The organism is Streptomyces sp. NPDC048352 (genome assembly GCF_040651895.1).
Taxonomy (GTDB): Bacteria; Actinomycetota; Actinomycetes; order Streptomycetales; family Streptomycetaceae; genus Streptomyces.
The window spans coordinates 14806-32944 of record NZ_JBEZKZ010000056.1; the positions used below are offsets into that span (position 1 = coordinate 14806).

The window sequence follows — 18139 nt, forward strand, 5'->3', positions numbered from 1 at the left end:
AGGAGGACTCTGTGATGATCAAGGTCGTCAAGGGCAACCCGACCCCCGAGGAGCTGGCCGCCGCACTGGCGGTGGTCCAAGCGCGCGCTGCGGCGCTGGCCTCGGCCCCGTCGGGCGCGCCCAGGATCCCGGACGAGTGGGCGTCGCCGAGCCGGGTGGCCCGCCGGCAGCAGATGCTGCCCGGGCCGCGCGCCTGGGGGCGTACGTACTGGCCCGGACGGGGCTGAGCCCCGGGCCGGCGGAAGATGGCGCGAACGGACGGTGGCGCCTGAGTACCCGTACTCAGGCGCCACCGGCGTGTCCGGGGCCAGGATCGGAGCATGCTCTGGTCAGACCCGAAGGACGAGCCGCCGAAGGACATGCGCGACGCCCAGGCGATGCTCCGGCGGATGCTCGTGGTGCTCGTCCTGGCGATGGTGGTCGCGGTGTACGTCCTCGGCGCGCCCCCGTTCTGAGGCCGTCCGGGGGCACGGCCCGGGGCGGCTCGCGGGCCGCCCTACGATGGCCCCCATGACCGTACGCACGCTCGTCCTCGCCTCCGCCTCCCCCGCCCGGCTGAACCTGCTGCGGCAGGCCGGGCTCGCCCCGCACGTCATCGTCAGCGGCTTCGACGAGGACACGCTGGACCACGACGAGCCGGCCGGCCTGGCGCTGGCCCTGGCCGAGGCCAAGGCGGGCGTGGTGGCGGGCCTGGAGGAGGCCGCGGGCGCCCTGGTGATCGGCTGCGACTCCGTGCTGGAACTGGACGGCGAGGCGCTCGGCAAGCCCGCCGACGCGGCGGAGGCCACGGCCCGCTGGAAGGCGATGCGCGGGCGCGCGGGAGTGCTGCGCACGGGCCACTGCGTGATCGACACGGCCACCGGCCGTCAGGTCTCGGCGACGGCCTCCACGACGGTGCGCTTCGGCGAACCGTCGGACGCGGAGGTCGCGGCGTACGTGGCCAGCGGCGAGCCGCTGCACGTGGCGGGGGCGTTCACCCTCGACGGGCTGTCGTCGCCGTTCATCGACGGCATCGACGGCGACCCGGGCAACGTCATCGGCCTGTCGATGCCGCTGCTGCGCTCCCTGCTGGCGGAACTGGACGTGTCGATCACGGACTTGTGGGCCTGAGCCGTCCGGCGGGATCCGGGGCCGGCCCCTCGGCCGGCCGGGGGTAGAGCATCAGCGTCAGGACGAGCAGGCACAGGATCAGCATCGTCGCCGCGAAGGCGCCCCAGCCGACGAGCCCCACGGCGAGGGCGCCGAGCACCCCGTGGGTGACGGCCGCGGCGACGAGCAGGACGCGGGCGAAGCGGCCCGGCGGGCGGTCGCGCAGGGCCGTCGCGGCGGCCGTTGCGGCGCACAGCAGGAGGAAGGCGCCGAGGACGGCACCCATGGCGTAGGTCGCCGTCGACATGACGTCGGGGTCCATTCCGGCGATGGACATCGACTGCCCCTCGGCGGCCCGCCCCAGGACCAGATGGACGAGAACGAGCACGACGGCTTCCGCGACGAGCGTGATCGCGGCCAGCCCCGCCACGATTCTGCGCAGCACGACGCCCCCATCCCTCCCACGCCACAAGCGTGTTCGACGCCTGGAGGCTACTAACGAGTAAACCTGGGGACAAGAGCCCGGGCCCGCTTCGTTACGGGAAACCGGGTCTGCGGGCGGAGCGTGACGGCTCTCACTCAAAGAATGCATAGGCCGTTCGTAGGGACTCCACAAAGAATCAGCGGGGGCCGCTGACCCGCCGAACAGAGACCTTGCCCTCGCAACGGGGTTACTGTGCAGTCGGGGATCTCCCTGACCTGGGGCGACACAAGGGTTCTCGCACTCAAGGGGCACTCGCATCACGCTCCGTGTGGGCAAGCTCACCACCGGGGAAGGGTCGTAAGGCCGTGTCGGCAGTCCCTAAACTCAGCTTGTTTCAAGGAGGGAGCCATCGTGCGCAAGGTGCTCATCGCCAACCGTGGCGAAATCGCTGTCCGCGTTGCTCGGGCCTGCCGGGATGCCGGAATCGCGAGCGTAGCCGTCTACGCCGATCCGGACCGGGACGCCCTGCACGTCCGCGCGGCAGACGAAGCTTTCGCGTTGGGCGGTGACACCCCGGCAGCCAGCTACCTCGACATCGCGAAGGTCCTGCAGGCCGCCGCGGACTCCGGAGCGGACGCCATCCACCCCGGATACGGCTTCCTGTCCGAGAACGCCGAATTCGCCCAGGCCGTCATCGACGCGGGCCTGACCTGGATCGGCCCGCCCCCGCAGGCCATCCGCGACCTCGGCGACAAGGTCGCCGCCCGCCACATCGCCCAGCGCGCCGGGGCCCCCCTCGTCGCCGGCACCCCCGACCCCGTCTCCGGGGCCGACGAGGTCGTCGCCTTCGCCCGCGAACACGGCCTGCCCATCGCCATCAAGGCAGCCTTCGGCGGCGGCGGCCGCGGCCTCAAGGTCGCCCGCACCCTCGAAGAAGTCCCCGAGCTGTACGACTCCGCCGTCCGCGAGGCCGTCGCCGCCTTCGGCCGCGGCGAGTGCTTCGTCGAGCGCTACCTCGACAAGCCCCGCCACGTCGAAACCCAGTGCCTGGCCGACTCCCACGGCAACGTGGTCGTCGTCTCCACCCGCGACTGCTCCCTCCAGCGCCGCCACCAGAAGCTCGTCGAGGAGGCCCCGGCCCCCTTCCTGACCCAGGCCCAGAACGACGAGCTCTACGCCGCCTCCAAGGCCATCCTCAAGGAAGCCGGCTACGTCGGCGCCGGCACCGTCGAGTTCCTCGTCGGCACCGACGGCACCATCTCCTTCCTCGAGGTCAACACCCGCCTCCAGGTCGAGCACCCCGTCACCGAGGAAGTCGCCGGCATCGACCTCGTCCGCGAGATGTTCCGCATCGCCGACGGCGAGGAACTCGGCTACGGCGACCCCGTCCTGCGCGGCCACTCCTTCGAGTTCCGCATCAACGGCGAGGACCCGGGCCGCGGCTTCCTCCCCGCCCCCGGCACCGTCACCCTCTTCGCCCCGCCCAGCGGCCCGGGCGTGCGCCTGGACGCGGGTGTGGAGACCGGCTCGGTCATCGGCCCCGCCTGGGACTCGCTGCTCGCCAAGCTCATCGTCACCGGCGCCACCCGCGAGCAGGCCCTCCAGCGCGCCGCGCGCGCCCTGGAGGAGTTCACCGTGGAGGGCATGGCCACCGCCATCCCCTTCCACCGCGCGGTCGTCACCGACCCGGCCTTCGCCCCCACCGACGGCACCCCGTTCAAGGTCCACACCCGCTGGATCGAGACGGAGTTCGTCAACGAGATCAAGCCCTTCGCGGCCCCGGCCGCCGAGGACACCGAGGACGAGCCGGGCCGCGAGACGGTCGTCGTCGAGGTCGGCGGCAAGCGCCTGGAGGTCTCCCTCCCGTCCTCGCTGGGCATGACCCTGGCCCGCACGGCCGCCGCGGGCGGCGCCAAGCCCAAGCGCCGCGCCGCCAAGAAGTCCGGCCCCGCCGCGTCCGGCGACACCCTCGCGTCCCCGATGCAGGGCACGATCGTCAAGGTCGCCGTCGAGGAGGGCCAGCAGGTCAACGAGGGCGACCTGGTCGTCGTCCTGGAAGCGATGAAGATGGAGCAGCCGCTGAACGCGCACCGCTCCGGCACCATCGTCGGCCTGACCGCCGAGGTCGGCGCCTCCCTCACCTCCGGCGCCACCATCTGCGAGATCAAGGACTGATCCCGCGCAGCCCACACGAAGGCCCCGCCCGGCATCCCGGGCGGGGCCTTCGGCACGTCACACCAGCCCGTCCGGCGCACCCCCAGCCCGTCCGGCGCGCCCCCAGCCCGTCCGGCGCTTGAGGACCGGGGCCCGGGGCGGAGCACCGCCCATCCAGCCCGTCCGGCGCTTGAGGACCGGGGTCCGGGGCGGAGCCCCGGTGAGCGGGAGAGGGGCGGGTAGGGGACCGCCCCGCAGGGCCCACCCCGCCCGGAGCGGCTAGCGTCGCCGCATGTCCGCCACCCGCGCCCGCTCCCCGGCCTGCTGCTCCAGCAGCGACGCCGGAGCACTGCGCAGCTGGGCCGTGGGCCCGCCGCGCCGCTGGACCGGCAGCGGGGCGTCCCGCCGCGGCCTGCGCCCCGGCATGCCCTCCCCGCCGCCACCGCCGTGACCGCCGGCGGCGGGGGCCGAGCCGGCCACGGTGATCTGCACGCCCTGGTCGGCCAGCGCCTGGAGCTCCGTCGCCGCCCGCTCGTCGTGCTGCGGCGGCTCGTCCGTCACCAGCCGCGTCATCACGTCCGTCGGCACGGTCTGGAACATGGTGTCGGTGCCGAGCTTCGTGTGGTCGGCGAGGACGACCACCTCCGCCGCGGCCTGCACCAGCGCCCGGTCCACGCTCGCGGAGAGCATGTTGGACGTGGACAGCCCGCGCTCGGCGGTCAGGCCGCTCCCCGACAGGAAGGCCCGCGAGACCCGCAGCCCCTGGAGGGACTGCTCGGCGCCGCTGCCGACGAGGGCGTAGTTCGAACCGCGCAGCGTGCCGCCGGTCATCACCACCTCCACCCGGTTGGCGTGCGCCAGCGCCTGGGCGACGAGCAGCGAGTTGGTGACGACGGTGAGACCGGGCACCCGGGCGAGCCGGCGGGCCAACTCCTGGGTCGTGGTACCCGCGCCGACGACGACGGCCTCGCCTTCTTCGACGAGGCCGGCCGCGACATCGGCGATGGCGGTCTTCTCCGCCGTGGCGAGATGGGATTTTTGCGGAAAGCCGGACTCCCGCGTGAAACCGCCCGGCAAGACCGCACCGCCGTGCCGGCGGTCGAGGAGTCCTTCTGCCTCCAGTGCCCGCACGTCCCGCCGTACGGTCACTTCGGAGGTCTGGACGACGCGGGCGAGCTCACGGAGCGATACCGCACCGTTGGCCCGCACCATTTCGAGGATCAATTGGCGACGTTCAGCAGCGAACACGAAACTGACAGTAACCCCAACGACCGTCTGCTTTCAGCTCCTTGCGCCGGAATACCGAAGTTGTCCATACCGCGGGGCGAGGAGTGGTATACGCGCCGGTGCCGCTGGAGCGATCCGGCGGCCCGCTTCCCCGCCCCACCACGGCCTCCGCCCCAACCCCCGTGGGGGAAGGGGCGGTTGGGCTTCGGGTGGCGTCGCCTACGCCTCGCCGCCCGCCTTGCGGGTGTGCAACTGGCGGGCCACCTCGGCGATCGAACCGGACAGCGAGGGGTACACGGTGAACGCGTTTGCGATCTGCTCGACGGTCAGGTTGTTGTCGACGGCGATCGAGATGGGGTGGATCAGCTCGCTGGCGCGCGGCGACACGACGACGCCGCCCACCACGATCCCGGTCCCCGGGCGGCAGAACATCTTCACGAAGCCGTCCCGGATGCCCTGCATCTTCGCGCGCGGGTTGCGCAGCAGCGGCAGCTTGACCACGCGGGCGTCGATCTTCCCGGCGTCCACGTCGGCCTGGGTGTAGCCGACGGTGGCGATCTCGGGGTCGGTGAAGACGTTCGAGGACACCGTCTTGAGGTTCAGCGGGGCCACCGCGTCGCCGAGGAAGTGGTACATCGCGATGCGGCCCTGCATCGCCGCCACGGACGCCAGCGCGAAGATCCCCGTCACGTCGCCGGCCGCGTACACGCCCGGCGAGGAGGTCCGCGACACCTTGTCGGTCCAGATGTGCCCCGACTCCTTGAGCCGGACGCCGGACTCCTCCAGGTTCATGTCCCGGGTGTTCGGGATCGCGCCGACCGCCATCAGGCAGTGCGTACCGGTGATCACGCGGCCGTCGGAGAGGGTGACCTCGACGCGGTCGCCGACCCGCTTGGCGGACTCGGCGCGCGAGCGGCCGATGACGTTCATGCCGCGGCGGCGGAAGACGTCCTCCAGGACGGCCGCCGCGTCCGGGTCCTCGCCCGGCAGCACGCGGTCGCGGGAGGACACCAGGGTCACCCGGGAGCCGAGGGCCTGGTACGCGCCGGCGAACTCGGCACCGGTCACACCGGAGCCGACCACGATCAGCTCCTCGGGGAGCTCCTCCAGGTCGTAGACCTGGGTCCAGTTCAGGATGCGCTCCCCGTCGGGCATGGCGTCCGGGATCTCGCGCGGGGTGCCGCCGGTGGCGATGAGCACGGCGTCGGCGGTGAGGATCGTCTCCGTACCGTCGGCGGCGGTGACGATGACGTCCCGCGTGCCGTCGATGCCCTGCGGCCCGCCGAGCTTGCCGCGGCCGCGCATGACGCGGGCGCCGGCACGGGTCACCGAGGCGGTGATGTCGTGGGACTGCGCGAGCGCGAGGCGCTTGACGCGCCGGTTCACCTTGCCGAGGTCCACGCCGACGACGCGCGCCGCCTGCTCGATGTGCGGGGTGTCGTCCGCGACGACGATCCCCAGCTCCTCGTACGACGAGTCGAAGGTCGTCATGACCTCTGCGGTCGCGATGAGGGTCTTCGAGGGCACGCAGTCGGTCAGCACCGACGCCCCGCCCAGACCGTCGCAGTCGACGACGGTCACCTCCGCGCCGAGCTGGGCCCCCACCAGGGCCGCCTCATACCCGCCGGGTCCGCCGCCGATGATCACGATCCGGGTCACGAAAAGTCCGCCTCACGTCTACCCGGCCGGCTGCCGCCCCGGCCGGTGTTCCGGGGGGTCTCCCCGGGGGATGCATTCCGTGCCCCATTGTCCCGCACGCATCAAGGTGCTCGCACCATCCGGACACGCGTGCCGGGGCGCCCCTCCCGTACCCTCGACCTCATGTCGCTCTACGCCGCGTACGCCGGCAACCTCGACCCGCGGCTGATGACGCGCCGCGCTCCCCATTCACCGCTGCGCGGCACGGGCTGGATCAACGACTGGCGGCTGACCTTCGGCGGCGAGCAGATGGGCTGGGAAGGCGCCCTCGCCACCGTCGTCGAAGCGCCGCGCCAGCAGGTCTTCGTCGCGCTGTACGACATCGCCCCGCTGGACGAGGACTCCATGGACCGCTGGGAGGGCGTCGGTCTGGACATCTACCGCCGCATGCGGATCCGGGTCCACACGCTGGACGGCGAGGAAGCCGCCTGGTGCTACGTCCTGAACGGCTACGAGGGCGGCCTGCCGTCGGCGCGGTACCTCGGGGAGATCGCGGACGCCGCCGAATCGGCGGGTGCGCCGCACGACTACGTGATGGAACTCCGTAAGCGCCCCTGCTGAGCCCCGGCCGTGCGGGCCCGGGCGCGCGAGCGGCGGGGGGACGATTCGGCGGAAACGACAAGGCAACGATCCGAACACCGTGAGCTGCGCCATCTACGCGCGTAGGCGATAAGCGGCTACGCTCGTCTGCGTGAACGCATCTGTTACCGACCCCTTCGCCGCCGCCGACGCCGCCGCCGCCCGCCTCCGCGAGCTCACCGGCGTCGAATCCCACGATGTCGCCCTCGTCATGGGCTCCGGCTGGGCCCCCGCCGCAGAGGCGCTCGGCGCCCCCGAGTCCGAGTTCCTCGTCACCGAGCTGCCCGGCTTCCCGCCCGCCGCCGTCGAGGGCCACGGCGGCAAGATCCGCTCGTACAAGATCGGCGACAAGCGCGCCCTGGTCTTCCTCGGCCGGACCCACTTCTACGAGGGCCGCGGCGTCGCCGCCGTCGCCCACGGCGTGCGCACCGCCGTCGCCGCCGGCTGCAAGACCATCGTCCTCACCAACGGCTGCGGCGGCCTCCGCGAGGGCATGAAGCCCGGCCAGCCCGTCCTGATCAGCGACCACCTCAACCTGACGGCCACCTCGCCGATCGTCGGCGCGAACTTCGTGGACCTCACCAACCTGTACTCGCCGAAGCTCCGCGCGATGTGCAAGGAGATCGACCCCACCCTCGAAGAGGGCGTCTACGTCCAGTTCCCCGGCCCGCACTACGAGACCCCGGCCGAGATCAACATGATCCGCGTCATGGGCGCCGACCTGGTCGGCATGTCCACCGTGCTGGAGGCCATCGCCGCCCGTGAGGCCGGCGCGGACGTGCTCGGCATCTCCCTGGTCACCAACCTGGCCGCGGGCCTGTCCGGCGAGCCGCTGAACCACGAAGAGGTCCTCCAGGCCGGCCGTGATTCCGCCGCGCGCATGGGCACGCTGCTGACGCAGGTCCTGGCCCGCATCTGATCGACACCCGACGATCGACGACGTACGAGAGGTAAGGCGGAAGCAGTGCAGGAACAGGACGACCTCCTCACCCGGGCCCGCACCTGGCTGGCCGAGGACCCGGACCCGGAGACGGCGGCGGAGCTCACGGCCCTGATCGACGCGAACGACACGGCCGAGCTCACGGACCGCTTCTCCGGCACCCTCCAGTTCGGCACCGCCGGACTGCGCGGCGAGATCGGCGCCGGTCCGATGCGGATGAACCGTTCCGTGGTCATCCGGGCCGCGGCCGGCCTGGCGGCCTACCTCAAGGCCCAGGGCCACGCCGGCGGCCTCGTCGTCGTCGGCTACGACGCGCGCTACAAGTCGGCGGACTTCGCCCGCGACACCGCCGCCGTCATGACCGGCGCCGGGCTGCGCGCGGCCGTCCTGCCCCGGCCCCTGCCGACGCCCGTCCTCGCGTACGCCATAAGGCACCTGGGCGCCGTCGCCGGCGTCGAGGTGACCGCCAGCCACAACCCTCCCCAGGACAACGGCTACAAGGTCTACCTCGGCGACGGCTCGCAGATCGTCTCGCCCGCCGACACCGAGATCGCGGCGCACATCGCGGCCGTCGGCGCGCTGGCCGGCGTACCGCAGCCGGCGGACGGCTGGCTGCAGCTGGACGAGGAGGTCCTGGAGGCCTACCTGACCCGCACGGACGCCGTCCTGACCCCCGGGTCCCCCCGGAACGTGCGGACCGTCTACACGGCCATGCACGGCGTCGGCAAGGACGTCGTCATGGCGGCCTTCGCCCGGCACGGCTTCCCCGCCCCGGTGCTGGTCGCCGAGCAGGCGGAGCCGGACCCGGCCTTCCCGACGGTCGCCTTCCCGAACCCGGAGGAGCCCGGCGCGATGGACCTGGCCTTCGCGAAGGCCGCCGAGGTCCGGCCGGACATCGTGATCGCCAACGACCCGGACGCCGACCGCTGCGCGGTGGCGGTCCCGGACAACGGCGGCTGGCGGATGCTGCGCGGCGACGAGGTCGGCGCGCTGCTCGCGGCCCACCTCGTCCACAAGGGCGCCCGGGGCGTCTTCGCCGAGTCGATCGTCTCCTCCTCCCTGCTCGGGCGGATCGCGGAGGCGGCGAACCTCGGCTACGAGGAGACCCTCACCGGCTTCAAGTGGATCGCCCGCGTCGAGGGCCTGCGGTACGGCTACGAGGAAGCGCTCGGCTACTGCGTGGACCCGGAGGGCGTCCGCGACAAGGACGGCATCACCGCCGCCCTCCTGGTGGCCGAGCTGGCCGCGACGCTCAAGGAACAGAACCGCACCCTGACCGACCTGCTGGACGACCTGGCGATGGCCCACGGCCTGCACCACACCGACCAGCTGTCGGTCCGCGTCTCGGACCTGTCGGTCATCGCCAACGCCATGGCGCAGCTGCGCGCCCAGCCGCCGCTGTCCCTCGCGGGCCTGCGGGTGGTCTCGGCGGAGGACCTGTCGGTCGGCTCGGCCGCCCTCCCGCCCACGGACGGCCTGCGCTACTACCTGGACGGCGACTACAAGGCCCGCGTCATCTGCCGCCCGTCCGGCACGGAGCCCAAGCTGAAGTGCTACCTGGAGGTGGTGGTCCCGGTCGCCGAAGCCTCCGACCTCACCTCGGCCCGCACCCGCGGCCAGGAGATCCTGGACGCGGTGAAGAAGGACCTCGCGGCAGCCATGGGCCTCTGACCCGGCCCCGCCCCACGACGGCCCCCTCGGCCCCGCCCGAGGGGGCCGTCGTCGTTCCTGTACGCGGCGCGGGGCGGGGGGCGGGGCGGGGTGCCGGTGGGGCCGTCTCACAGCCGGTTCGGGGGTTTCCCGTCAGTCCCATCGTCATTCCGTGTCGTGCCGGTCCCTCAAGGGCGCTCCTTCGTCGCGTCGCTTCGCGATTTCGCTGCGCTCAACCCTTGACCGACCGCCCCGCCCCGGAAAGCCGAAAGACTGCCGGGAACCCCCCGAAAGAACGGTCACCAGGGAGAGGTCCCAGGAGCGGGTCTCTCAGGGATGAGACGAGGGACCGGGCTGGGCGAGAAAGGGGTGATCGGGTGCTTTCGAGGGGTGAAGGGCGCCTCACGCAGGTCGGGGGACGGCTTGTCGGAGTCTGAGGGTGTCTTTTTCACCCGCAGACTCCGACAGGGCTTCCCTCGCCGCTCTGATCACCGTGTGGTGCGGGTGACAGCCCAAGACGGCCGTCGGCCGCCGAGACCTGGGGAGCGCGTAGCGATCTGCTGCGCTGGGTGCTCCGCAGGGGGCCCTGGGCAGCCTCTCGTGCGGGTAGCCCGCGCCTGCCCGGAATCTCCGCCATGAGGGCCCGGGCGCCAGCCGGCCAAGGCCCGGCCCCGTCGCCTCGTCCCTGAGGGACCCGCTCCTGCCTGTCCTCCCTGGTGACCGTTCTTTCGGGGGCTTCCCGGCAGTCTTTCGGCTTTCCGGGGCGGGACGGTCGGTCAAGGGTGGCCGAAGGCCATCGCGCAGCGACGCGACCGAAGGGAGCGCCCTTGAGGGACCGGCACGACACGGAATGACGATGGGACTGACGGGAAACCACCGAACCGGCTGTGAGACCGCCCTCCACGACACCGCCCACCACCCCGCCCGGCCCCACCCCCACGAGGGAGACCGCCGGCCCGCGCCGCAAGCCCCGTACCGCCTCAGACCCCCGACGACATCCCCGGCGACGGTGTCGGGCTCGCCAGGTCGCCCAGGGTCGGGACCGATTCCGGGCGGGAGCGGACCGCGTCCGTGCACTCCCACGCGCGCGGCGGGTCCGCGTCCGGGCCGCCCAGGACCACCGGGCCCGCGCCCGCCGAGACGGCCTCGCTCGCGGCCAGGGTGCACACCACCTGGGCCAGCGCCACCGGCGCCAGGTCCTCCGGCTTGCGGCTCAGCCGGAGCGTGCCCGCCGGGTCGCCCGCCCGTGCCGGGGCCGCCGACAGGCCGTCCGGGACGCTGGTGGTGAAGCCCCCGTCCCGTTCCTCCGCCGACGGGTTCCGTTCCAGTTCCTCCAGCAGCGCCTGCGCGACCAGCACCACCGGCTCCCGCGAAGCCCGCTTCTCAGGCACCGGAACCACCCGCTCCACGCCCACCAGCTGCGACCCGCAGACCAGTTCCACCGTGGCCCGGAAGCCCTGCACCCCGCTCTGCCCGCCCGGCTGCCCGGGGGTTTCGCAGGACACCCGCGACGGCGCCGCGCCCACGTCGACCGGTACGGTCGTGGCGCGGATCCCGCACCCGGACAGGGCGAACACCCCCGCCAGCACCAGGGCCCCGCACGCCCTACCCCTCCATGCCGTCACCGGCGATCACCTTCCCCACGTCCACCGGCAGCCGCAACGTGAAGACGGCCCCGCCCTCCGGCCCGTTCGCGGCCGTGATGTCACCGCCGTGGATGTGCGCGTTCTCCATCGCGATCGACAGCCCCAGGCCGCTCCCGTCCGACTTCGGCCGGGACGCGCTCGCCTTGTAGAAGCGGTCGAAGACGTGCGGCAGCACCTCCTCCGGGATGCCCGGCCCGTTGTCCTTGACCGCGATCACCAGCCACTCCCCCTCCACCAGCACCGACACCCGCACCGGCGAACCGCCGTGCTTGAGCGCGTTGCCGATCAGGTTGGCCAGGATGACGTCGAGCCGTCGCGGGTCGAGCCGCGCGACGATCCCGCGCCCGGCGTCGAGTTCGACCGCGTCCAGCCAGGCCCGGGCGTCGATGCACGCCGTGACCTGGTCGGCGACGTTCACGTCGTCCAGCACCAGGCGGGCCGTCCCCGCGTCGAAGCGGGTGACCTCCATCAGGTTCTCCACGAGGTCGTTCAGCCGCCGCGTCTCGCTGACGACGAGCCCGACCGCCGGGGCGATCATCGGGTCGAGGTACTCGACCTCCTCCTCCAGCACCTCGGCGACCGCCGTCAGCGCCGTCAGCGGCGTGCGCAGCTCGTGGGACATGTCCGCCACGAACCGCCGGCTCGCCTCCTCGCGCGCGCTCATGTCGGCGACCTTCTTCTCCAGCGCCTCCGCGGTCCGGTTGAACGTCCGTGACAGATCGGCGAGTTCGTCGGTGCCCGACACGTCCAGCCGGTGGTCCAGCTCGCCCTCGCCGAGCCGCCGGGCCGCGTCCCCGAGCCGCTGAACGGGCTTGAGGACGGTCCGCGCCGCCGCCTGCGCGAGCAGCGCCGACCCGAGCAGCGCCACACCGGTGGCGATGGTCAGCGACCAGCCCAGCGCGTTGAGGTCGTCCCGCTCCGTGGCGAGCGACTTGTACATGTAGCCGGTGGGCCCGCCGCCGACGATCCGGGTGCCGCCGACCAGGTACGGGTTGCCCTGCGGCTTCGTCCGCTGCCAGTACATGTGGTACTCGGCGTCGTTGGCGGCGGTGGTCTTCTGCCGGTCGTTCACCGCGTGCTGGAGGGACTGCGGTACGTCGTTCAGCCCGAACGGGACGGCGCCGGCGGCGCCGATCACCTTGCGCCCGTCCTTGCGTTCGTGGACGAGCAGCACGCTGTAGCCGGGGCTGCTTCCCGCCATCAGCTCGGCGGTGCGCTGTATCTCGTCGGGCGTCGGGTCCGCGGGCAGTGCCGCGGCCCGGTTCTGCATCTCCTGGCGGAAGTCGCCGAGGGCCGCGTCCTGGGTCCGGGTGAGCACCGCTTCGCGGTTGAGCCAGTACGCGATGCCGGACGCGGAGACCGCGGCGGTCAGCGCGACCAGCGCGAACACCACGAGCAGGCGCAGCCGCAGGCTGGTCCAGCGCCGGCCCGCGAAGAGGGGCTTGGTCACTGCGGCGAGTCCAGCCGGTAGCCGACGCCCCGCACGGTACGGATCAGCGTCGGCGAGGAGGGCACTTCCTCGACCTTGGCGCGCAGCCGCTGCACGCAGGCGTCGACGAGCCGGGAGTCGCCGAGGTAGTCGTGCTCCCACACGAGGCGCAGCAGCTGCTGGCGGGACAGCGCCTGGCCGGGCCGGCGGCTGAGCTCCAGGAGCAGCCGCAGTTCGGTCGGGGTCAGCTGGAGGTCCTCGCCGTTCTTGGTGACGGTCATGGCGGCCCGGTCGATCACCAGCGAGCCGAACACGGCCGAGTCGCTGGCCTCGCGCTCGCCGCGGCGCAGCACGGCCCGGATGCGGGCGTCGAGCACCCGGCCCTGGACGGGCTTGACCACGTAGTCGTCGGCACCGGACTCCAGGCCCACCACGACATCGATGTCGTCGCTGCGCGCGGTGAGCAGGATGATCGGCAGCTGGTCGGTGCGGCGGATCCGCCGGCACACCTCGAAGCCGTCGATCCCGGGCAGCATCACGTCCAGCACGATCAGGTCGGGCCGCTGCTCGCGGAGCAGTTTCAGACCGTCCTCGCCCGTCGCCGCGGTGGCCACTCGGTGGCCCTGGCGTGACAGGGAGAGTTCGAGGGCCGTGCGGATGGCGTCGTCGTCCTCGATCAGCAACAGGAAAGGCACGGGCTCATTCTGTCCCATCGGCCGTCCGCACTTCGACCGTCCGGCAGGGGGCAATCGCGCCACGGACCGGCGGGGCCTGTGGCTGTGACAGGCCTGTGACAGTCGGCGGACACCCTGGTTATGTCCGGCGGGCAGGCTTTTCCCATCGACAACGACGGACCGGAACCACGGCCCGAAGCAGACTCCACGACGGGGGGCGCGAGATGAACACGCTGCACAGCACCACGACCAGCGCGGTCGTCACGCGGCTGCACGATGTGAACCGCCGGGCGGGTGTCCGTACGGTGACGGTCGCCCGTCAGCGGCCGGCACACGTCACAGCCATTGACGCGAAGCAGTACCAGGCGGTTCCCGCACAGCGCAGCACGCCTTCCCCGTCGTCCTCCTCGGAGGCGGAGTTCACCGCGTACGTCCAGGAGCGGCGGGCCGCGCTGTTCGCGACGGCCTTCCACCTCACCGGCGACCGGCACGAGGCCGAGGACCTGTTGCAGAGCGCGCTGTTCTCCACGTACCGCGCCTGGGACCGGATCAGCGACAAGGCGGCGGTCGGCGGGTACCTGCGCCGCACGATGACGAACCTGCACATCAGCGCGTGGCGTCGGCGCAAGCTGAACGAGTACCCGACCGAGGAGCTGCCGGAGACGGCCTCCGACACGGACGCCATGCGCGGTACGGAGCTGCGCGCGGTGCTGTGGCAGGCGCTGTCCCGCATCCCGGAGCCGCAGCGCACGATGCTGGTGCTGCGCTACTACGAGGGCCGTACGGACCCGGAGATCGCGGAGATCCTGGGCATCAGCGTCGGCACCGTGAAGTCGAGCATCTGGCGCTCGCTGCGCCGGCTGCGGGAGGACGAGGTGCTGAGCTTCGGGCGTGACGAGGCGGAGTCCTTCGGGGAGCTCGTCGCGTAACCACAGACCATGGGGCCGGGGGGTCCGTCCTACGGGGGTGGGACGGGGGCCGCAGGGGGAGAAGAGGCGGGATCGGGCGGCCGGGGGTCCGCGCGGTCCCGCCTTTTCGCTGTTTCCGCCGGTGTGCCGGGGCTCCGGCCGCCGGTCAGAGGGCGGTGGGGGTGCGGTGGCGGCCCGCCGCGGCGGCGGCCAGCCGGCCGAGGGCCTCGTCGCGGGCGCAGGCGTGGGCGCCGAGGGCGACGTGCCGGGCGACGATGCCGCGTTCGGCGCGCATCAGCCGGTAGCCCCTGCGCAGCAGGAACGGCAGGGACTTGCGGCCTTCGCGGAGGTCCCGGGCGAGGCGGCGGCGGAAGGTGGTGGAGGGCCGGCCGCGCAGGCAGATGGCGTCGGCGAGCAGGCCCAGTTCCTGGCAGCGCGCCGCGATGTCGGCGGCGAAGATGCCCTCCGCGATGAACAGCGGGGTGCGGTCGATGTCCAGGGTCTCCGTGCCGGTCCGCGAGGACGTGGCGAGGGAGTAGACGGGGACGTGGGTGCGGCCCGAGGCGCACAGCTCCGCGATGGCCGCGACGGCGGTGTCCGCGTCCCAGGAGAGCGGGGAGTCCCAGTCGATGTCGGAGCTGCCCTCGACCAGCGGAAGGGTCGGGTCCGTCCCCTCCTTGTAGAAGTCGTCCAGGCGCAGTACGGGAAGGCCCGACCGGGCCGCGAGCGAGGACTTGCCGGAACCCGAGGGACCGGTCAGCAGGACGACGCGCGTGGGGAGGGGAGATGAACTGCTCACGGGAGACCAGTGTGAGGCATGACCCGGCGTATCGACACACCGGCGACGGCCCCTGCGACGGGCCTCACACGGCGGGTTGGCGACCGGGAAGCCGCCTCCACTACTGTGTGTGCGCACGCGACTACGACCTCAGGCGGGAACCCATGGCACGTCACGCAGCCCCCGAACCGTCGCCGAAGCGGCTCCGCGCCGCCGGCCTGACCCTGTCCATGGCCGGGGCGGCCCTGGCGATGGCGGCCGGCGGGGCCCAGGCGCAGACCCGCCTGCAGGCGGCGGAGACCGACCTCCAGGCGGCGGTGGCCGGGGTCGCCGACCCGGTCACGAACCTCAAGGTGAACCCGCTCGCCCACACCGGGGTGGACCCGCTCGACAACGGGGTGGCGACCAAGGTCGCGGACTTCCCGGCCGTGGGTACGGGGATGGTGACCGGGGTCCTGACGCAGGGCCCGTCGGTCGGGGAGCTGCCGACGACGGCGGTGTCCTCGCTGCTCGGCCCGGTCCTGCCGAAGCAGTAGCGGGGAAAGCACGAAGGCCCTGGCGGCACGGGGGTCGCCGCCAGGGCCGGTCTTCGTGTGCTCGTACCTGCCGTGACGGCTAGTACGAGGATCCGCCCGAGCCCAGCGAGCCCGTCGGGTGCCAGACCGTCTTGGTCTCCAGGAACGCCGTCATGCGGTGCGTACCCGGGTCGGCGGTCCAGTCGTCCACAGGCTGTGGACGCAGGACGCGCTTGAGGTTGTCGGCGGCCGCGATCTCCAGCTCCTTGGCGAGGGCCGCGTCGGCGCCCGCCAGGTCGATGGCGTTGACGTCCTGGTGGGCCGCCAGGTGCGGGCCCATCTCGGCGGCCTTGCCGGACAGGATGTTCACCACGCCGCCGGGCAGGTCGGAGGTGGCCAGCACCTCGCCCAGCGAGAGGGCGGGCAGCGGGGACTTCTCCGAGGCGATCACCACGACCGTGTTGCCCGTGGCGATGACCGGCGCGATCACCGAGACCAGGCCCAGGAACGACGAGTCCTGCGGGGCGACGACGGTGACGACACCGGTCGGCTCCGGCATGGACAGGTTGAAGAACGGCCCCGCGACCGGGTTGGCGGCTCCCACGACCTGGCCGATCTTGTCGGTCCAGCCCGCGTACCAGACCCAGCGGTCGATGGCCGCGTCCACGACGGCGGCGGCCTTCACCTTGGACAGGCCCTCAGCCTCGCGGACCTCGTGGACGAACTGTCCGCGGCGGCCCTCCAGCATCTCGGCGATGCGGTAGAGGATCTGGCCGCGGTTGTACGCGGTCGCGCCCGCCCAGCCGCCGAAGGCCTTGCGCGCGGCGACGACCGCGTCACGGGCGTCCTTGCGGGAGGACAGGGGGGCGTTGGCCAGCCACTTGCCGTTGGAGTCCGTCACCTCGTACACCCGGCCGCTCTCGGAGCGGGGGAACTTGCCCCCGACGTACAGCTTGTAGGTCTTGAAGACGTTCAGACGCGTGGTCGTCTCAGACATCGAGGTAAGCCTCCAGGCCGTGGCGACCGCCCTCGCGGCCGAAGCCCGACTCCTTGTAGCCGCCGAAGGGCGAGGTCGGGTCGAACTTGTTGAACGTGTTGGCCCACACCACACCCGCGCGGAGCTTGTTCGCGACCGCGAGGATGCGCGAGCCCTTCTCCGTCCAGATGCCGGCGGACAGGCCGTACTGGCTGTTGTTGGCCTTGGCGACGGCCTCGTCGGGCGTGCGGAAGGTCAGTACGGACAGCACCGGGCCGAAGATCTCGTCGCGGGCGACGGTGTGCGCCTGGGTGACGTTGGTGAAGAGCGTCGGGGCGAACCAGTAGCCGGCGGACGGCAGCTCGCACGCCGGGGACCAGCGCTCGGCGCCCTCGGCCTCGCCGGTGTCGGCGAGCGCGGTGATCCGGGCGAGCTGCTCGGCGGAGTTGATGGCGCCGATGTCGGTGTTCTTGTCGAGCGGGTCGCCCAGGCGCAGCGTGGACAGGCGGCGCTTGAGGGAGTCGAGCAGCTCGTCGTGGATCGACTCCTGGACCAGCAGGCGCGAGCCCGCGCAGCAGACCTGGCCCTGGTTGAAGAAGATGCCGCCCACGATGCCCTCGACGGCCTGGTCGATGGGGGCGTCGTCGAAGACGATGTTGGCGCCCTTGCCGCCCAGTTCCAGGGTGACCTTCTTGTCGGTGCCGGCGATCTGGCGGGCGATGGCCTTGCCGACCGCGGTGGAGCCGGTGAAGGCGACCTTGTTGACGTCCGGGTGCGCGACGAGCTCGGCGCCCGCGTCCCCGTAGCCGGGGATGATGTTGACGACGCCCTTGGGCAGGCCGGCCTGGCGGCAGATGTCCGCGAAGAACAGGGCGGACAGCGGGGTCGTCTCGGCGGGCTTCAGCACGACCGTGTTGCCGGTGGCGAGCGCCGGGGCGATCTTCCACGCGAGCATCAGCAGCGGGAAGTTCCACGGGATGACCTGGCCGGCCACGCCGAGGGGGCGGGGGTTCGCGCCGTAGCCGGCGTGGTCGAGCTTGTCGGCCCAGCCCGCGTAGTAGAAGAAGTGCGCGGCGACCAGCGGGAGGTCCGCGTCGCGGGTCTCCCTGATCGGCTTGCCGTTGTCCAGGGTCTCCAGGACGGCCAGCTCGCGGCTGCGCTCCTGGATGATCCGGGCGATGCGGAAGAGGTACTTGGCGCGCTCGGAGCCCGGCAGCGCGGACCACTTCTCGAAGGCCTTGCGGGCGGCCTTGACGGCGCGGTCGACGTCGGCGGCGCCGGCCTGGGCGACCTCGGCCAGCACCTCCTCGCTGGAGGGGCTGACGGTCTTGAAGACCTTGCCGTCGGCGGCGTCGGTGAACTCGCCGTCGATGAAGAGCCCGTAGGAGGGGGCGATGTCGACGACCGAGCGGGACTCGGGGGCCGGCGCGTACTCGAAGAGGGATGCCATGG

The 18139-nt window shown here is 72.5% G+C and carries 18 protein-coding genes; 9 read left to right on the forward strand and 9 right to left on the reverse strand.

Annotated features, from left to right (window positions below):
* Positions 1 to 14 precede the first annotated feature (14 nt).
* The 3 genes from AB0D45_RS24890 to AB0D45_RS24900 all read left to right on the forward strand — a co-directional run bounded on the left by AB0D45_RS24890 (position 15) and on the right by AB0D45_RS24900 (position 1110).
* Positions 15 to 227 (forward strand): acyl-CoA carboxylase epsilon subunit, encoded by a 213-nt coding sequence (locus tag AB0D45_RS24890; protein ID WP_361602943.1) that lies wholly within the window; start codon positions 15 to 17, stop codon positions 225 to 227.
* A gap of 93 nt (positions 228 to 320) precedes the next feature.
* Positions 321 to 455, forward strand: coding sequence for a hypothetical protein (locus AB0D45_RS24895; RefSeq protein WP_361602940.1), 135 nt, complete (start codon positions 321 to 323; stop codon positions 453 to 455).
* Positions 456 to 501: 46 nt separating this feature from the next.
* The gene (locus AB0D45_RS24900; protein ID WP_361602937.1) at positions 502 to 1110 is read left to right on the forward strand and encodes a nucleoside triphosphate pyrophosphatase; all 609 of its coding nucleotides are present in this window, start codon (positions 502 to 504) and stop codon (positions 1108 to 1110) included.
* Here AB0D45_RS24900 and AB0D45_RS24905 read toward each other — a convergent pair.
* Positions 1091 to 1534 carry a hypothetical protein gene (locus AB0D45_RS24905; RefSeq protein WP_362462772.1) on the reverse strand — a complete coding sequence of 148 codons (444 nt, stop codon included), beginning with the start codon at positions 1532 to 1534 and terminating at the stop codon, positions 1091 to 1093. The genes AB0D45_RS24900 and AB0D45_RS24905 overlap by 20 nt on opposite strands.
* A gap of 390 nt (positions 1535 to 1924) precedes the next feature.
* On the opposite strand from AB0D45_RS24905, the gene AB0D45_RS24910 reads away from it, so the two are divergent.
* Positions 1925 to 3688: a biotin carboxylase N-terminal domain-containing protein gene (locus AB0D45_RS24910; protein ID WP_361602931.1), complete on the forward strand. Its 1764-nt coding sequence runs from the start codon at positions 1925 to 1927 to the stop codon at positions 3686 to 3688.
* Between the two features lie 258 nt (positions 3689 to 3946).
* Here AB0D45_RS24910 and AB0D45_RS24915 read toward each other — a convergent pair whose 3' ends face one another.
* Together AB0D45_RS24915 and AB0D45_RS24920 are read right to left on the reverse strand one after the other, a co-directional pair.
* Positions 3947 to 4915: a DeoR/GlpR family DNA-binding transcription regulator gene (locus AB0D45_RS24915; protein WP_362462775.1), complete on the reverse strand. Its 969-nt coding sequence runs from the start codon at positions 4913 to 4915 to the stop codon at positions 3947 to 3949.
* A gap of 198 nt (positions 4916 to 5113) precedes the next feature.
* The gene (locus AB0D45_RS24920) at positions 5114 to 6553 is read right to left on the reverse strand and encodes an NAD(P)H-quinone dehydrogenase (protein ID WP_361602925.1); all 1440 of its coding nucleotides are present in this window, start codon (positions 6551 to 6553) and stop codon (positions 5114 to 5116) included.
* Positions 6554 to 6715: 162 nt separating this feature from the next.
* Here AB0D45_RS24920 and AB0D45_RS24925 point away from each other — a divergent pair, with 162 nt between their 5' ends.
* The 3 genes from AB0D45_RS24925 (at position 6716) to AB0D45_RS24935 (ending at position 9782) form a co-directional block, all read left to right on the forward strand.
* Positions 6716 to 7153, forward strand: a complete 438-nt coding sequence (locus tag AB0D45_RS24925) for a gamma-glutamylcyclotransferase (protein ID WP_125603982.1) — start codon at positions 6716 to 6718, stop codon at positions 7151 to 7153.
* 130 nt (positions 7154 to 7283) lie between these two features.
* A complete protein-coding gene (locus AB0D45_RS24930) occupies positions 7284 to 8090 on the forward strand; it encodes a purine-nucleoside phosphorylase (RefSeq protein WP_361602921.1) in 807 nt (268 codons plus the stop codon).
* 45 nt (positions 8091 to 8135) lie between these two features.
* The gene (locus tag AB0D45_RS24935; RefSeq protein WP_362462779.1) at positions 8136 to 9782 is read left to right on the forward strand and encodes a phospho-sugar mutase; all 1647 of its coding nucleotides are present in this window, start codon (positions 8136 to 8138) and stop codon (positions 9780 to 9782) included.
* Between the two features lie 959 nt (positions 9783 to 10741).
* Here AB0D45_RS24935 and AB0D45_RS24940 read toward each other — a convergent pair.
* The 3 genes from AB0D45_RS24940 to afsQ1 are packed head-to-tail and all read right to left on the reverse strand — an operon-like array spanning position 10742 to position 13531.
* Positions 10742 to 11386, reverse strand: a complete 645-nt coding sequence (locus AB0D45_RS24940) for a hypothetical protein (RefSeq protein ID WP_361611111.1) — start codon at positions 11384 to 11386, stop codon at positions 10742 to 10744.
* Complete coding sequence (locus AB0D45_RS24945; protein ID WP_362462782.1) at positions 11367 to 12857, reverse strand: HAMP domain-containing sensor histidine kinase; 1491 nt, start codon at positions 12855 to 12857, stop codon at positions 11367 to 11369. Before AB0D45_RS24945 ends, AB0D45_RS24940 begins: the two co-directional genes overlap by 20 nt.
* The gene (gene afsQ1 / locus AB0D45_RS24950; RefSeq protein WP_180291024.1) at positions 12854 to 13531 is read right to left on the reverse strand and encodes a two-component system response regulator AfsQ1; all 678 of its coding nucleotides are present in this window, start codon (positions 13529 to 13531) and stop codon (positions 12854 to 12856) included. Before afsQ1 ends, AB0D45_RS24945 begins: the two co-directional genes overlap by 4 nt.
* 203 nt (positions 13532 to 13734) lie before the next feature.
* Here afsQ1 and AB0D45_RS24955 point away from each other — a divergent pair, with 203 nt between their 5' ends.
* Complete coding sequence (locus tag AB0D45_RS24955) at positions 13735 to 14439, forward strand: SigE family RNA polymerase sigma factor (protein WP_361611108.1); 705 nt, start codon at positions 13735 to 13737, stop codon at positions 14437 to 14439.
* A 145-nt stretch (positions 14440 to 14584) separates the two neighbouring features.
* On the opposite strand, the gene AB0D45_RS24960 is transcribed toward AB0D45_RS24955, so the two are convergent.
* The gene (locus AB0D45_RS24960; RefSeq protein ID WP_362462786.1) at positions 14585 to 15217 is read right to left on the reverse strand and encodes an ATP-binding protein; all 633 of its coding nucleotides are present in this window, start codon (positions 15215 to 15217) and stop codon (positions 14585 to 14587) included.
* A 143-nt stretch (positions 15218 to 15360) separates the two neighbouring features.
* Here AB0D45_RS24960 and AB0D45_RS24965 point away from each other — a divergent pair, with 143 nt between their 5' ends.
* Positions 15361 to 15732, forward strand: a complete 372-nt coding sequence (locus tag AB0D45_RS24965; protein WP_361609301.1) for a hypothetical protein — start codon at positions 15361 to 15363, stop codon at positions 15730 to 15732.
* A 79-nt stretch (positions 15733 to 15811) separates the two neighbouring features.
* Here the strand turns inward: AB0D45_RS24965 and AB0D45_RS24970 are convergent, their stop codons facing one another.
* Positions 15812 to 16708: an aldehyde dehydrogenase family protein gene (locus AB0D45_RS24970; protein WP_362462789.1), complete on the reverse strand. Its 897-nt coding sequence runs from the start codon at positions 16706 to 16708 to the stop codon at positions 15812 to 15814.
* Entirely contained in the window at positions 16701 to 18137 is a 1437-nt protein-coding gene (locus AB0D45_RS24975; RefSeq protein WP_361609297.1) for an aldehyde dehydrogenase family protein, read from the reverse strand. Before AB0D45_RS24975 ends, AB0D45_RS24970 begins: the two co-directional genes overlap by 8 nt.
* Positions 18138 to 18139 lie beyond the last annotated feature (2 nt).